The sequence below is a fragment of the Micromonospora sp. NPDC005257 genome, assembly GCF_042872445.1.
Lineage (GTDB): Bacteria > Actinomycetota > Actinomycetes > Mycobacteriales > Micromonosporaceae > Micromonospora.
The window spans coordinates 200,465-215,985 of the sequence record NZ_JBIAKL010000006.1; the positions used below are offsets into that span (position 1 = coordinate 200,465).

The window sequence follows — 15,521 nt, forward strand, 5'->3', positions numbered from 1 at the left end:
ACGGTCGATGCCATCGGTGGCGCTGCGTGACATGGTGTTCACCGCAAGTCGGCCATCATGCCACAGCCCATGTCGTGAGGTGCGCCATACCCCCGGCACTCGTCGCCAGGTGGCGCCCCCTAGCATCGGCCCATGACGCCCGGAGAGGGGAGTCCGTTGGTGACTGCTGAGCATGCGCACGCGGAGGGGGACGACGCCGGAGCGGCGCCGTCCGCAGGGGTGCTCGACGAGATCCTGGCCGGCGTGCGCGAGGACGTGGCCCGGCGCCAGGAGCAGATTCCGCTGGAGCGGATCCGTGAGCTGGCCGCCGCCGCGCCACCACCGCTCGACGCGTACGCGGCCCTGCGCCGGCCCGGCGTGGCCGTGATCGCCGAGGTGAAGCGCTCGTCGCCGTCCAAGGGGCGGCTGGCCGAGATCGCCGACCCGGCGGACCTGGCCGGTGACTACGCGGCAGGTGGCGCGCGGGCGATCAGCGTGCTGACCGAGGGCCGCTGGTTCGGCGGGTCGCTCGACGACCTGGCGGCGGTGCGGGCCGCGGTGAACGTGCCGGTGCTGCGCAAGGACTTCGTGGTCTCCAGCTACCAGGTGCACGAGGCGCGCGCGCACGGCGCCGACATGGTGCTGCTGATCGTCGCCGCGCTGGAGCAGAACGCGCTGGTCGGCCTGCTGGAGCGGATCGAGTCGCTGGGCATGACCGCGCTGGTCGAGGTGCACACCGAGGAGGAGGCGGACCGCGCCCTGGAGGCCGGCGCGCGGGTGATCGGCGTGAACGCACGCGACCTGCGCACGCTCGAGGTCGACCGCTCGGTGTTCGAGCGGATCGCGCCCGGCCTGCCCAGCAGCGTCGTCAAGATCGCCGAGTCCGGGGTGCGCGGTCCGCACGACCTGATCCGGTACGCCTCCGCCGGCGCCGACGCCGTGCTGGTGGGCGAGGGCCTGGTCACCCAGAAGAGCCCGCGCGAAGCGGTCGCCGAGCTGGTGAACGCCGGTAACCACCCGGCCACGCCCCGCCCGGTGCGCTGAGCCGCCGGGCCACCCGATCCGAGAGGACGCCCGCGATGAGCGCCGCACCCGCAGCCGGCCAGGTCCCCGACGCCGCCGGTCACTTCGGCCGGTTCGGCGGCCGGTTCGTCCCCGAGGCGCTCGTCGCCGCGCTCGACGAGCTGGACGCGGCATACCGCAAGGCGATGGGCGACGAGGGGTTCCTCGCCGAGTTCGACGCGCTGCTGCGCGACTACGCGGGCACGCCCTCGCTGCTGTACGAGGCCCGGCGGTTCTCCGCGCAGATCGGCGCGCGGGTCCTGCTCAAGCGGGAGGACCTCAACCACACCGGCGCGCACAAGGTCCGCAACGTGCTGGGCCAGGCGCTGCTCACCAAGCGGATGGGCAAGCGGCGGGTCATCGCGGAGACCGGCGCCGGCCAGCACGGCGTCGCCACCGCCACCGCCGCCGCGCTGTTCGACCTGGAATGCGTCGTCTACATGGGCCAGGTGGACACCGAGCGGCAGGCGCTGAACGTGGCCCGGATGCGGATGCTCGGCGCCACTGTCGTCCCGGTGACCGCCGGCTCGCGCACGCTCAAGGACGCGATGAACGAGGCGATGCGGGACTGGGTCGCCAACGTCGAGGAGACCCACTACCTGATCGGCACCGCCGCCGGCCCGCACCCGTTCCCGGAGATGGTCCGCGACTTCGTGCGCGGCATCGGCGTGGAGGCCCGCCAGCAGTGCCTGGACCTGACCGGCACGCTGCCGGACGCGGTCGCGGCGTGTGTCGGCGGCGGCTCCAACGCGCTGGGCATCTTCCACGCGTTCGTGCCGGACGCCGGGGTCCGCCTCTACGGCTTCGAAGCCGGCGGCGAGGGCGTCGACAGCGGCCGGCACGCCGCCAGCATCACCGGCGGCTCGTCCGGCGTGCTGCACGGCACCCGCACGTACGTCCTGCAGGACGCCGACGGGCAGACCATCGAGTCGCACTCGATCTCGGCCGGCCTGGACTACCCGGGCGTCGGGCCGGAGCACGCCTGGCTGCACGACACCGGCCGGGCCACCTACCTGCCGGTCGACGACGCGGACGCGATGGCCGCGTTCGAGCTGCTGTGCCGCACCGAGGGCGTCATCCCGGCGATCGAGAGCGCGCACGCCCTCGCGGGCGCCCGCGCCATCGCCCCCCGGCTCGCCGAGGAGCTGGGCCGGGAACCGTTGATCGTGGTCAACCTGTCCGGCCGGGGCGACAAGGACGTGCACACCGCCGGCGCGTACTTCGGCATCCTCGACAAGGAGTGACAGCGTGAGCCGCATCGGGGTCGCCTTCGACAAGGCGCGGGCGGACGGACGGGCCGTCCTGGTCGGCTGCATGCCGGCCGGCTTCCCGACCGTCGAGGGCAGCATCGCCGCCATGAGGGCCATGGTCGAGGCGGGCGTGGACGTCATCGAGGTGGAGATCCCGTACTCCGACCCGGTGATGGACGGCCCGGTCATCCAGAAGGCCAGCGACATCGCGCTCGCCGGCGGCGTCCGCGTCGCGGACGCGCTGCGCGTCGTCGAGGCGGTCGCCGCGACCGGGGCGAGCGTGGTCACCATGACCTACTGGAACCCGATCGAGCAGTACGGCGTGGACGCGTTCGCCCGCGACATGGCCGCCGCCGGTGGCACCGGCCTGATCACGCCGGACCTGATCCCGGACGAGGCCGCCGAGTGGCTGGCCGCCTCCGACGCGCACGGTCTGGACCGGACGTTCCTGGTCTCCCCGTCCTCGACCGACGCGCGGCTGCGGATGACGGCCGGGCACTGCCGCGGCTTCGTCTACGCCACGGCGATCATGGGCGTCACCGGCGCCCGCGCGCAGACCTCCGAGGCGGCCCCGGTGCTGGTCTCCCGGCTGCGCGAGGTCACCGACATCCCGGTCGGGGTGGGGCTGGGCGTGGGCACCGGCGCGCAGGCCGCCACCGTCGCCGGGTACGCCGACGCGGTGATCGTGGGCAGCGCCCTGGTCCGCTGCGTGCTGGACGCCCCGGACCAGGCCGCCGGCCTGACGGCCCTGCGCAAGCTCAGCGCCGAGTTGGCCGAGGGAGTCCGCGCCCCCGTCCGGTGACCCGGGCGAAGCAGAAGATGCCGACCCGCGTGGCAGGCGGCCCGGGGTGCCGCGCACACGGTCCGCACCGGTACCGTGTGCACCCGTGACCCTCGCCCCGATGACCCCACTGGCGGCCATGCCCAGCCCCAGCACCGCCGTCTGGCAGCTCGGTCCGGTTCCGATCCGGGCGTACGCGCTCTGCATCATCCTCGGCATCGTGGTGGCCTGCGTGGTCACCGAGTACCGGCTGCGCCGTCGCGGTGTGGCGCCGGGCGCGGTGCTCGACATCGCCGTCTGGGCCGTGCCGGCGGGCATCATCGGCGCGCGGATCTACCACGTGATCACCTCGCCGGAGAAATACTTCGGCGCCGGTGGTGAGCCGATCAAGGCGCTCTACATCTGGGAGGGCGGGCTCGGCATCTGGGGCGCGGTGGCCGGTGGCGCGGTCGGTGCGTGGCTCGCCGCCCGGCAACTCGGCATCCCGTTCACCGTCATCGCCGACGCGCTGGCGCCGGGGCTGCCGCTGGCGCAGGCCGTCGGCCGCCTGGGCAACTGGTTCAACAACGAGCTGTACGGCGGGCGGACCACGCTGCCGTGGGGCCTGGAGGTGCACGTGATGGACCCGGACAATCCGGGTCATGCGCTGCGTGACGACGCCGGCAACCCGGTGCTCCAGCCGGGGCTCTACCACCCGGCGTTCCTCTACGAGGCGCTGTGGAACGTCGGTGTCGCCGCGCTGGTGCTGGTCCTCGACCGCAAGCTGCGGCTCGGGCGCGGCCGGGCGTTCGCGCTCTACGTGATGGGCTACACGGTGGGCCGGTTCTGGATCGAGCTGATGCGCACCGACGAGGCGAACCTGATCCTCGGCGTCCGGCTCAACGTCTGGACCGCCGTGCTCGTCTTCCTCGGCGCGCTCGCCTACTTCGTCCGGGTCCGCGGGCCCCGCGAATACCTGGTGCCGGTGGGCGAGCCCGCCCCCGTGACCGTCCCGGCCGGCGACGTGTCCCAGGTCGACCTCTCCGCCCGGGAGGCCGCCGCGCAGCCGGCCGTGCCCGAGGGCTATCGGGTGGTGACCGAGGAACAGTTCGACGCGTACCGGGAGACCGGCGTGCTGCCCCCGGCGGATCCGGAGGGCGACGACGAACGCCCGGAAGCCCCGGACGACGTCACGAAGGCCGACGACGTCACCGACGTCACTGACGACGCCGGACGCGCGAAGAACGAGGACGTCACCCGGAGCGCGGACGACGCCGGCGGGAGCGCGGACGACGCCGGCGGGAGCCCGGAACGCACGAACGCCGGCCGCGCCGATGCCGGCGGGCGTCCGGCGGACCGGGACAGCTGAGCGGGGGAGTCATGCGCAGCGCGGTGGTGGTCGGCGCCGGCCTCGGTGGAATGGCGGCGGCTGGTGTGCTGGCCCGGTCGGGCTGGCAGGTCACGCTGCTCGAACACGCCGACCGGTTCCGCCCGGAGCCGACCGCCGTGGTGCTCTGGCCCAACGGGGTACGCGCGCTGCGCGCCCTCGGGCTGGGCGACGGGCTGGACGCGATCGCCACCCCGCTGCCCGACGGTGGCGTGCGCCGCCCGGACGGCCACTGGCTGGTGCAGCCCCGGTCCACGCCGGCCGAGCGGATGCCGGTGGTGGTGCACCGGGAGGATCTGCACGACGCGCTCATCGCCGGCCTGGGCGAACGGGTCGAGCTGCGCACCGGCGTGACGGTGCGGACGGTGCGGGCGGCCTCCGGTGAGCGACCCGCGGTGGGCGACGGCCGGCACACCTACGAGGCGGACCTGGTGGTGGCCGCCGACGGCGCCGACAGCGAGATCCGCCGGCACCTCGCCCCGGAGACCGCTGTGGTCAGCTCGGGGTGCGCCGCCTGGCGGGCGGTCATCCCCTGGTACCGGGCTCCCCAATTGCCGGACGACCAGCCGGTGCACGGCGAGACGCTCGGCGCCGGATACCGCTTCCTGGCCGCCTCGCTCGGCGAGCGGGGCGCCGCTGGCGCGTCCCGCCGGGGCGGCGTCTACTGGGTCGCCACCGCGGCCGGCGCGCCCCGCCCGGAGCCGCCGGAGACCCAGCTCGCGCTGCTCAAGCGCTGGTTCGCGGGCTGGCCCGCGCCGATCGGCACGCTGCTGGAGGCGACCGACCCGGAGGACGTGGTCCAGCAGGAGATCCGCGAGCTGCGCCCGCTGCCCAAGGCGTACGGCTTTCCGGCCGGCCCGGGCGGCGTGGTGCTGCTCGGCGACGCCGCGCATGCCATGCCGCCGCACCTCGGGCAGGGCGCCTGCCTGGCGTTCGAGGACGCGGCGACGCTGGCCGGGCTGCTGCGGGAGTCTCGGCTGCCGGACGCGGTGACCGCGTACGACAGGTTGCGCCGCCCCCGCGCGGCCACCATGGTCCGGCAGACCCGGCGGATGTCGGCGGTCCTGCAGGCCCGGGGACGCCTGGCGCTGCGGGCCCGGGACGCCGCACTGGGCACGATCAGCCCGCGACTGCGCAACACGGCCGCCGCGGCGGCCGCCGCCTGGCAGCCGCCGTCCTGACGCGGCCCGCTTCGGTGCGGAGGGCGGGCCCCCGCGGCCCGGTCTCCGGTGGGCGGGCCACGCCGGCGCTCAGATGACGGCGGCCGGTTCGGCGATGCAGGCGGTGCCGACCCGGCGGAACCCGACCCGCAGGTAGACGCGGGCTATGTCCTCGCTGCCGGCGCTCAGGAAGATCAGGGCGGTGCCGGCGGCGAGCAGTTCCCGCGCCAGCGTGGCGGCCACCACCGCGCCCAGTCCGCGGCGCCGGGCGGACGGCAGCGTGGCCACGCCGGCGATCTCCGCCACGTCGTCCACCCGCATGGCCATCCCGCTGGCGACCGCGCCCTCCTCGGGCAGCTCGGCGAGCACCGAGATGCGCCGCCCGTCGGCGAACCGGGTCGCCTCCTCCTCCAGCGCCGCCACGTCCAGTTGGGCGAGGGCGGCGTCCCGCTCGGCCGGTCCGGCGTCGCCGCGCGCGGTGCCGCCGTTGGCGAAGCCGACAGCGGCGACCGCCCGCCGCAGCGCGATGTCCGCGGCGAAGCCGGGGTCGCCGGGGTCCAGCACCCGCACCGGTACGTCACTGAACGTCCCCGGCTCGGGCAGCCGCTCCGGCTCCAGCAGCATCAGCGGCGCCTCCAGCACGCCGAGCCCGGCCGAGCGGGCCACGGCGAGCAGGTTCGGCTGGTGCTCGTGCACCCACTCGAACGTCTCCGGCAGGCCCAGCTCCTGCTGCCGGGCGCGGACGGCTGTCACGTCGGCGAGCGTCGGCGGCTCGGTGGCGTCGAGGCGGGGGCGGGCGTAGAACGGCCACCCGGCGCCGTCCCGGACGAACAGCACCAGGGCGCCGTATTCCTCGGTCCGCGCCCCGTCGCGGGGCACCGCGTCGTAGAACCGCTCCAACCGGGCGAGTACGTCAGCGCGTGCGAGATCCACCGCGCGAGACTACACGTCCCAGCATCTGGAAGTGTGATCAATCTGAACTGGCCTTGCGTCGGAAGCCCTAACGTAGACTCAATAAACCGCAGAGGGCCGACGTCGTCCCCATCATGATCCATCCTGAGTGACGACAGGAGGCCCGGTGGCCTTTCCGTACCCTCACAGCCCGCAGTCGGCCCCGCAGACGACCGGGCTCTACGACCCCGCGTACGAGCACGACGCCTGCGGCGTGGCCTTCGTGGCCGACCTGCACGGGCGGCGCTCGCACCAGGTCGTCGCCAACGGCCTCGGGGCGCTGTGCCGGCTGGACCACCGGGGCGCCCGGGGCGCGGAGCACAACACCGGCGACGGCGCCGGCATCATGATCCAGGTGCCGGACGCGTTCCTGCGCGCCACCGTCGACTTCCCGCTGCCCCCGGCCGGCCAGTACGCCACCGGCCTGGTGTTCCTGCCCGACGACGACGCGGCCGAGGCCCGGGCCCGGCAGGTGGTCGACAAGTACGCGCTCGTCGAGGGCGCCGACGTGCTCGGCTGGCGGGACGTGCCGACCGACGCGTCCGGCCTGGGGGAGACCGCGCTCGCGGCGATGCCCCGGGTCCGGCAGCTCTTCCTGGCCGCGCACCGGTTGACCGACTCGCCGGCCGGTCCGGCCGGCTCCCCGCTGTCCGGGCTCGACCTGGACCGGGTGGCGTTCTGCCTGCGCAAGCAGGTCGAGCGGGAGACCGCCGAGCGGGGCGTGCCGGCGTACTTCCCGTCGCTGTCCGGCCGCACGATGGTGTTCAAGGGCATGCTCACCCCGGACCAGCTCCCGGCGTTCTACCCGGAGCTGACCGACGAGCGGGTGGAGAGCGCCATCGCGCTGGTGCACTCCCGCTTCTCCACGAACACGTTCCCGTCCTGGCCGCTCGCGCACCCGTACCGGTTCATCGCGCACAACGGCGAGATCAACACGATCCGCGGCAACCGCAACTGGATGCAGGCCCGCGAGGCCCTGCTCCGGAGTCCGAGCATTCCGGGCAACATCCGCCGGGTCTTCCCGGTGTGCACGCCGGCGGCGTCCGACTCGGCCAACTTCGACGAGGTGCTGGAACTGCTGCACCTGGCCGGGCGGAGCCTGCCGCACGCGGTGCTCATGATGATCCCCGAGGCGTGGGAGAACGACCCGGACATGCGCGCCGACAAGCGCGCGTTCTACCGCTTCCACGCCAGCCTGATGGAGCCGTGGGACGGCCCGGCGTCGGTCGCGTTCACCGACGGCGAGATCGTCGGCGCGGTGCTGGACCGCAACGGCCTGCGCCCGGGCCGCTGGTGGCACACCGCCGACGGCCTGGTGGTGCTCGGCAGCGAGGCGGGCGTGCTCGACCTGGACCCGGCCACCGTGGTCGCCAAGGGCCGGCTCCAGCCCGGGAAGATGTTCCTGGTCGACACCGTCAACGGCCGGATCGTCTCCGACGACGAGATCAAGACCGAGCTGGCCGCCGCACAGCCGTACCAGGAGTGGCTGCACGCCGGCCTGATCGAGCTGGACGACCTGCCGCCGCGCGAGCACACCGTCTACACCCACGACTCGGTACGCCGCCGGCAGCAGACCTTCGGCTACACCGAGGAGGAGATGAAGATCCTGCTCGGCCCGATGGCCCGCAGCGGCGCGGAGCCGATCGGCTCGATGGGCACCGACACCCCGATCGCGCCGCTGTCCACCCGGCCGCGGTTGCTCTACGACTACTTCCATCAGCTCTTCGCCCAGGTCACCAACCCGCCGCTGGACGCCATCCGGGAGGAGCTGGTGACCAGCCTGGCGTCCACCATCGGGCCGGAGGGCAACCTGCTGGACCCGGGTGCGGCGAGCTGCCGCCAGATCGTGCTGCCCCACCCGGTGATCGACAACGACGAGCTGGCCAAGATCCTGTCCATCGACGAGGACGGCGACCTGCCGGGCTTCAAGGCGGTCCGGGTGTCCGGCCTGTACCGGATCCGCGACGGCGGCGCCGGCATCAAGGCCCGGCTGACCGAGATCTGCCGGCACGTCTCCGAGGCGATCGAGGACGGCGTGCGCATCCTGGTGCTGTCCGACCGGGACTCCAACGCCGACCTGGCGCCGATCCCGTCGCTGCTGCTCACCGCCGCGGTGCACCAGCACCTGGTCCGCGAGCAGACCCGCACCCAGGTGGCGCTGATCGTCGAGTCCGGCGACTGCCGCGAGGTGCACCACGCGGCGGTGCTGATCGGGTACGGCGCGGCGGCGGTCAACCCGTACCTGGCCTTCGAGTCGGTCGAGGACATGACCTCCACCGGGGCGTTGACCGGCGTGGACCCGGTGAAGGCGGTCCGCAACTACGTCAAGGCGCTCGGCAAGGGCGTCCTGAAGATCATGTCCAAGATGGGCATCTCGACCGTGTCGTCGTACTGCGGCGCGCAGGTCTTCGAGGCCGTCGGCCTGGACACCCGCCTTGTCCACAGATACTTCCGCGGCACGCCGAGCACCATCGGCGGCATCGGCCTGAACGAGATCCACGCGGAGGTCGCGGCCCGGCACGCGCGGGCCTGGCCGGCCCCGGGCGCGCAGGGCGACGACCGGCTGGAGGTCGGCGGCGAGTACCAGTGGCGCCGCGAGGGCGAGCTGCACCTGTTCAACCCGGAGACCGTCTTCCTGCTCCAGCACGCCACCCGCAGCCGCCAGTACGACGTGTTCCGGCAGTACACCGCCAAGGTCGACGAGCTGGCCGCGCAGGCGGGCTCACTGCGCGGGCTGTTCACGCTGCGCACCGGCGCACGCCCGGCGGTGCCCCTGGACGAGGTCGAGCCGGCCACCGAGATCGTCAAGCGCTTCGCCACCGGCGCCATGTCGTACGGGTCGATCTCGGCGGAGGCGCACGAGACGCTCGCCATCGCGATGAACCGGCTCGGCGGCAAGTCCAACACCGGCGAGGGCGGCGAGGACGTCGAGCGGCTGCACGATCCGGAGCGGCGCTCGGCGGTCAAGCAGATCGCCAGCGGCCGGTTCGGCGTGACCAGCGAATACCTCGTCAACGCCGACGACCTGCAGATCAAGATGGCGCAGGGCGCGAAGCCCGGCGAGGGCGGGCAGCTGCCCGGCAACAAGGTCTGGCCGTGGATCGCCCGGACCCGGCACGCCACCCCCGGCGTCGGCCTGATCTCCCCGCCGCCGCACCACGACATCTACTCCATCGAGGACCTGGCCCAGCTCGTCCACGACCTGAAGTGCGTCAACCCGGCCGCCCGGGTGCACGTCAAGCTGGTCAGCGAGGTGGGCGTGGGCACCGTCGCGGCGGGTGTGGCCAAGCTCAAGGCCGACGTCATCCTGATCTCCGGGCACGACGGCGGCACCGGCGCGTCCCCGCTCAACTCGCTCAAGCACGCCGGCACCCCGTGGGAGCTGGGCCTGGCCGAGGCGCAGCAGACGCTGCTGCTGAACAAGCTGCGCGACCGGGTGACAGTGCAGGTCGACGGCCAGCTCAAGACCGGCCGGGACGTGCTGGTCGCGGCGCTGCTCGGCGCCGAGGAGTTCGGCTTCGCCACCGCGCCGCTGATCGTCGAGGGCTGCGTGATGATGCGCGTCTGTCACCTGGACACCTGTCCGGTCGGCATCGCCACCCAGAACCCGGTGCTGCGCGAGCGCTTCACCGGCCGCCCCGAGTTCGTGGAGAACTTCTTCCTCTTCCTCGCCGAGGAGGTCCGCGGCTACCTGGCCGAGCTGGGCTTCCGCAGCATCGAGGAGGCGATCGGCCACACCGAGCTGCTCGACGTGGTCGGCGCGATCGACCACTGGAAGGGCCACGGGCTGGACCTGAGCCGCGTGTTGCACCTGCCGGAGCTGCCCGAGGGCGCGGCCCGCCGGGGCGTACGCGCCCAGGACCACGGCCTCGACGCGGCGCTGGACAACCGGCTCATCGAGCTGGCCGGGCCGGCGCTGCGCGACCGTACCCCGGTCCGGGTCGAGGTCGAGGTGCGCAACGAGCACCGCAGCGTCGGCGCGATGCTCGGCGGCGAGGTGACCCGCCGCTTCGGCGGTGCCGGGCTGCCCGACGACACCGTCGAGTTCCTGCTGCGCGGCACCGCCGGCCAGTCGTTCGGCGCGTTCCTGCCGCGCGGGGTCACGCTGCGCCTGTACGGCGACGCCAACGACTACGTCGGCAAGGGACTGTCCGGCGGGCGGATCGTGGTCCGGCCGGACGGCGCCGCGCCGTTCGTCGGCGTGGACGCCGCGCCGGGCCGCCGCGCCGAGGACCAGATCATCGCCGGCAACACCATCCTGTACGGCGCCACCGGCGGCGAGGTGTTCCTGCGCGGCCGGGTGGGGGAGCGGTTCGCGGTGCGCAACTCCGGCGCGGTGGCGGTGGTCGAGGGACTCGGCGACCACGGCTGCGAGTACATGACCGGCGGCACCGTCGTGGTGCTCGGGCCGACCGGGCGCAACTTCGCCGCCGGCATGTCCGGCGGCACCGCGTTCGTGCACCGGCTCGACGAGCGGCTGGTGAACGCGGAGCTGGTCGACCTGTCGCCGCTGCGCGACGAGGAGCGTGAACGGCTGCACGAGCTGCTCCAACGGCACTTCGCCGAGACGGACTCGGCGGTCGCCGAGGACCTGCTCAAGCGCTGGCCGCAGGCGGTGGAGGAGTTCACCGCCGTGGTACCCCGGGACTACCGCCGGGTCATGGAGATCATGCGGGCCGCCGAAGCCGCCGGCCGAGACGTCGACGACGCGGTGATGAGCGCACTGGCGGCGACAGCCGCCCCGCCGGCTCAGCCTGCCGCGTCCTTGCCACCCGCGCCCCGGGTGGTCGCCCAGGAGGTGGCTCGTGCCTGACCCGAACGGTTTTCTGCGCTACGACCGGCGGCTGCCGGCCCGCCGTCCGGTGCCGGTGCGTATCTCCGACTGGCGGGAGGTCTACCCGCCGGCCGGTGCGGAGCTGATCCGCGAGCAGGCCACCCGCTGCATGGACTGCGGCATCCCGTTCTGCCACGACGGCTGCCCGCTGGGCAACCGCATCCCGGACTGGAACGACCTGGTCCGCACCGGCAACTGGGACGCCGCCGTGGAGTCGCTGCACGCCACCAACAACTTCCCCGAGTTCACCGGCCGGCTCTGCCCGGCGCCGTGCGAGGCGGCCTGCGTGCTCGGCCTGGGCGGCCAGCAGCCGGTCACGATCAAGCAGGTCGAGGTGGAGATCGCCGACGCGGCGGTGGCCCGCGACGGCCTGCGCCCCCGGCCCGCCTCCGCCCCGACCGGCCGGTCGGTCGCCGTGGTCGGTTCCGGCCCGGCCGGGCTGGCCGCCGCGCAGCAGCTCGCGCGCGCCGGTCACACGGTCACCGTGTACGAGCGCGACGACGCGATCGGCGGCCTGCTCCGCTACGGCATCCCCGACTTCAAGCTGGAGAAGCAGCACATCGACAGGCGGCTGGCCCAGCTCACCGCCGAGGGTGTGCGGTTCCGGACCGGCGTCGAGGTCGGCGTCGACGTGACCGCCGAGCAGTTGCGCGCCGAGCACGACGCGGTGCTGCTCGCCTGTGGCGCGTTGCAGGGCCGGGACACCCCGGAGACGGCGGGCCGGGCGCTGCGCGGCGTGCACCAGGCGATGACGCATCTGGTCGCCGCGAACCGGGTGGTCGCCGCCGCCGGGGACGGGCGGCCCGCCCTGGCGACCCTGCCGGACGGTACGCCGATGGACGCCGCCGGCAAGCACGTGGTGATCATCGGTGGTGGCGACACCGCCGCGGACTGCCTCGGCGTGGCGCACCGGCAGGGCGCGGCCGGCGTACACCAGCTCGACCTCTACCCGCAGCCGCCGACCGAGCGCGACGCGGCCCGTGACCCGTGGCCGACCTGGCCGTGGGTGTTGCGCAACTACCCGGCGCACGAGGAGGGCGGCGACCGCGTCTTCGCGGTGGCGGTGCAGGAGTTCGTGGACGACGGCACCGGCCAGGTCCGCGCGGTCCGCATCGCCGAGGTGACAGTGGAGAAGGTGGACGGTCGCCGTATCGTCACAGCCCTGCCCGGCTCCGAGCGGGAGATCCCGGCCGACCTGGTGCTGCTCGCCATCGGCTTCGAGGGCACCGAGGAGCAGCCGCTGCTGGCCCAGTTCGGGGTGACCCGCAACGGCCGGGGCGCTGTCGACGCCCGTCCGGACTGGCAGGCCGCCGACGGCGTCTTCGTCGCCGGTGACATGCACCGGGGTGCTTCGTTGATCGTCTGGGCGATCGCCGAGGGACGCGCCGCCGCGGCGGCGATCCACACGTACCTGGGTGGGGTGGGCGACCTGCCCGCCCCGGTCGACCCGGCCCGCCAGCCGCTCGCCGCCAGATGAGAGGAAGGGCCCCCTCTTAACGCCTCGGGTAGAGGAGGGGGCCCTTCTTAACATCCGCCGCCCGCGCGGCGGCCTCGCTCAGCGGTCGAGCAGGTCGTGCGCCGCGCGGATCTTCGTCCAGGAGGCCGGCTGCGCCGGTGCGGCGCCGCTCCGCGCGGCGGCGGCCACGACGGGCCGGCCGGGCGTGAACAGCCAGGTGGTGAACACCGCGTCGAGGTCGCGTCCGGAGATCTGCTCGGCGAGCGCCTGGAACTGCGCGACGGTGCCGTTGCCGTACTGCCGGTCGGCGGTCCAGGTGCGCAGGATACGGAAGAACGCGGCGTCGCCGACGGCGAGCCGGATCTGGTGCAGCGCCATCGCGCCCCGGTCGTAGACCGCGTCGTCGAACACCCGCGCGGCCCCCGGGTCGCCGGGGAGCACCTGCCAGAACGCGGAATCGGCCGGGTAGCTGTCGTAGGTGAAGTCGAACAGCTCCTGCGCGGTGCCCTCGCCCTGCTCCTCGGACCAGAGCCACTCGGCGTACGAGGCGAAGCCCTCGTTGAGCCAGATGTGCCGCCAGTCCGCCACCGACACCGAGTCACCGAACCACTGGTGGGCGTTCTCGTGCACCACCACGTACGGGTTGGCGCCGCGCCGCCAGAAGCCGGGGCCGTACACCGGGCGGGTCTGCGTCTCCAACGCGAAGCCGATGCCGTCGATCGGCCCGGCCACGCCGCCCTGCGCCTCGAACGGGTACGGGCCGAACAGCCCGCTCTCCCAGTCGACGATCTCGGCGGTGCGCTCGATGCTGGCCCGGGCGGCCGGCAGGCGCTCGCCGAGCGTGGTGCTGTACGCGTTCACCACCGGCTGCCCGTTCGGCGCGATGTCGGTGACGATGTCGTACTGGCCGATGGCCAGGAACGCCTGGTACGTGGCACCGGGCTTGACGCTGCGCCAGCTCCACCGGGTGCGGTTGCCGGCCTCGGGCAGCGGGTCGCGCGGCTGCACGCCGTTGCTGACCACCTCGACGCCGGTCGGCACCGAGACGGAGACGTCCCAGGTGGCCTTGTCCTTCGGGTGGTCGTTGCTCGGGTACCACCACCAGGCCGCCTCGGGCTCGTTGACGGCGAGCGCCCCGTCGGCGGTACGGGTCCAGCCGGTGTAGCCGTAGACGGTGGTCTGCGACGGCACGCCGGCGTACTTCACCACGACGGTGAGCTGCTGGCCGGTGGTCAGCGGCCGGGCCGGGGTGATCACCAGCTCGTGGTCGCCGGCCCGGGCGAAGCCGGCGACCCACCCGTTCACCCGTACCGACTCGACGTCGAGCGCGAAGTCCAGGTTGAACCGGGACAGGTCCTTCGTGGCGGTGGCGAGGATCGTGGTGGTGCCGCTGAGCCGGTCGGTGGCCGGCTCGTAGCGCAGCCGGATGTCGTAGTGGCCGACGTCGTAGCCGCCGTTGCCGTAGTCGGGGAAGTAGCTGTCGCCCAGGCCGGGGCTGCCGGGCGTCGGAGTGGCCGCCGCGACCTGCGGCCGGCCCCAGCCGGTGGGTGCGGCCTGACCGGGTGCGCCGGTCACTGTGGTGCCGGCCGCGGTGAGGGTCAGGGCGGCGATGGCCGCGGTGAGTGCGCGTCGCACGGTGGGACTCCCTCCGTCGGGTGTCGTCACCGCCAACCTAATCGACAGATGTGAACATATCGCTCCCGTTCGGCTGATCTTTGCTATTCAATTTTGGCAAATGTTTCGATAGCATTACCGCCCAGTAACAGCACCGATCCCTCGGCCACGCGCGCGGTCAACGGGCTCCACCACCCCTGCCCCGTGGAGGTTCTGCCATGTCCCGTCGCGTCCACACCGCGCTCGCCGCCGTCCTGGCGGCCGTGCTCGGCGCCGTGCTCCTGCCCGGCGCCGCCCGCGCGGCCACCGTCAACTACGTCGCCCTCGGCGACTCCTACTCCTCCGGCGTCGGCGCCGCGCCGTACGACCTGTCCACCTGCCTGCGCAGCCAGAAGTCGTACGCCCCGCTCTGGGCCGCCGCCCACTCGGTCACCAGCTTCAAGTTCCCGGCCTGCGGCGGCGCGGTGACCGCCGACGTGCTGAACAACCAGGTCGGCCAGCTCAGCAGCAGCACCACGCTGGTCACCATCACCATCGGCGGCAACGACGCCGGCTTCGCCGACGTGATGACCAGTTGCCGTTTCGGCAGCACCTCCAGCTGCGAGAGCGCCGTCAACGAGTCCAGGGCGTTCACCACCGCCACGCTGCCGGCCCGGCTCGACGCCACGTACACCGCGATCCGCAACCGGGCCCCGAACGCCCGGCTGGTGGTGCTCGGCTACCCGCGGCTGTTCGAGACCGGCTCCTGCGGCCTGCTCGCCATGAGCAGCTACAAGCGCACCATCCTCAACCAGGCCGCCGACACGCTCAACGGCGTCATCGCCGGCCGGGTGGCCGCAGCCGGGGGCACCTTCGTCGACGCGCGGCCGTTCTTCGCCGGGCACGGCGTGTGCGCCGCCCAGCCGTGGATCCGCGACGTCAGCGGCGTCATCGAGGCGTACCACCCGAACGCCGACGGCTACCGCTACGGCTACCTGGCCGCGCTGACCGCCGCGATCGGCTGATCCGGCACAGCGGAGCCCTCGGCCGGCGTGAGTGAGTCGGCCGAGGGCTCCGCTGTTCCCGGCG

General features: G+C 73.7%; 10 protein-coding genes. 8 read left to right on the plus strand and 2 right to left on the minus strand.

Going from position 1 to position 15,521, the window contains the following annotated elements:
• The first annotated feature begins 219 nt into the window (after window positions 1-219).
• The 5 genes from trpC to ACFYO8_RS15335 all read left to right on the plus strand — a co-directional run bounded on the left by trpC (window position 220) and on the right by ACFYO8_RS15335 (window position 5,619).
• Window positions 220-1,023 (plus strand): indole-3-glycerol phosphate synthase TrpC, encoded by an 804-nt coding sequence (trpC, locus tag ACFYO8_RS15315; protein ID WP_354870319.1) that lies wholly within the window; start codon window positions 220-222, stop codon window positions 1,021-1,023.
• Window positions 1,024-1,058: 35 nt separating this feature from the next.
• On the plus strand, window positions 1,059-2,285 hold the full coding sequence (trpB, locus tag ACFYO8_RS15320; protein ID WP_354870258.1) for a tryptophan synthase subunit beta: 1,227 nt from the start codon (window positions 1,059-1,061) through the stop codon (window positions 2,283-2,285).
• Window positions 2,286-2,289: 4 nt separating this feature from the next.
• Window positions 2,290-3,093 (plus strand): tryptophan synthase subunit alpha, encoded by an 804-nt coding sequence (trpA, locus tag ACFYO8_RS15325; protein ID WP_354870260.1) that lies wholly within the window; start codon window positions 2,290-2,292, stop codon window positions 3,091-3,093.
• Window positions 3,094-3,178: 85 nt separating this feature from the next.
• Window positions 3,179-4,420: a prolipoprotein diacylglyceryl transferase gene (gene lgt, locus ACFYO8_RS15330; protein ID WP_354870263.1), complete on the plus strand. Its 1,242-nt coding sequence runs from the start codon at window positions 3,179-3,181 to the stop codon at window positions 4,418-4,420.
• 11 nt (window positions 4,421-4,431) lie between these two features.
• The gene (locus ACFYO8_RS15335; protein WP_354870265.1) at window positions 4,432-5,619 is read left to right on the plus strand and encodes an NAD(P)/FAD-dependent oxidoreductase; all 1,188 of its coding nucleotides are present in this window, start codon (window positions 4,432-4,434) and stop codon (window positions 5,617-5,619) included.
• A 69-nt stretch (window positions 5,620-5,688) separates the two neighbouring features.
• On the opposite strand, the gene ACFYO8_RS15340 is transcribed toward ACFYO8_RS15335, so the two are convergent.
• The gene (locus ACFYO8_RS15340; protein ID WP_354870267.1) at window positions 5,689-6,531 is read right to left on the minus strand and encodes a GNAT family N-acetyltransferase; all 843 of its coding nucleotides are present in this window, start codon (window positions 6,529-6,531) and stop codon (window positions 5,689-5,691) included.
• 145 nt (window positions 6,532-6,676) lie between these two features.
• On the opposite strand from ACFYO8_RS15340, the gene gltB reads away from it, so the two are divergent.
• Both gltB and ACFYO8_RS15350 read left to right on the plus strand, forming a co-directional pair.
• A complete protein-coding gene (gene gltB, locus ACFYO8_RS15345; protein WP_354870270.1) occupies window positions 6,677-11,362 on the plus strand; it encodes a glutamate synthase large subunit in 4,686 nt (1,561 codons plus the stop codon).
• Window positions 11,355-12,860, plus strand: coding sequence for a glutamate synthase subunit beta (locus tag ACFYO8_RS15350; RefSeq protein WP_354870272.1), 1,506 nt, complete (start codon window positions 11,355-11,357; stop codon window positions 12,858-12,860). The genes gltB and ACFYO8_RS15350 overlap by 8 nt, the downstream gene beginning before the upstream one ends.
• Before the next feature lie 78 nt (window positions 12,861-12,938).
• Here the strand turns inward: ACFYO8_RS15350 and ACFYO8_RS15355 are convergent, their stop codons facing one another.
• Complete coding sequence (locus ACFYO8_RS15355; RefSeq protein ID WP_355096306.1) at window positions 12,939-14,474, minus strand: M1 family metallopeptidase; 1,536 nt, start codon at window positions 14,472-14,474, stop codon at window positions 12,939-12,941.
• A gap of 197 nt (window positions 14,475-14,671) precedes the next feature.
• Between ACFYO8_RS15355 and ACFYO8_RS15360 the strand changes: the two genes are divergently transcribed.
• Window positions 14,672-15,457, plus strand: a complete 786-nt coding sequence (locus tag ACFYO8_RS15360; protein WP_354870276.1) for an SGNH/GDSL hydrolase family protein — start codon at window positions 14,672-14,674, stop codon at window positions 15,455-15,457.
• Window positions 15,458-15,521 lie beyond the last annotated feature (64 nt).

Coding starts and splice junctions, on each gene's coding strand:
- trpB (WP_354870258.1), top strand. CDS start 1,059: ATGAGCGCCGCACCCGCAGCCGGCCAGGTCCCCGACGCCGCCGGTCAC.
- ACFYO8_RS15335 (WP_354870265.1), top strand. CDS start 4,432: ATGCGCAGCGCGGTGGTGGTCGGCGCCGGCCTCGGTGGAATGGCGGCG.
- ACFYO8_RS15360 (WP_354870276.1), top strand. CDS start 14,672: ATGTCCCGTCGCGTCCACACCGCGCTCGCCGCCGTCCTGGCGGCCGTG.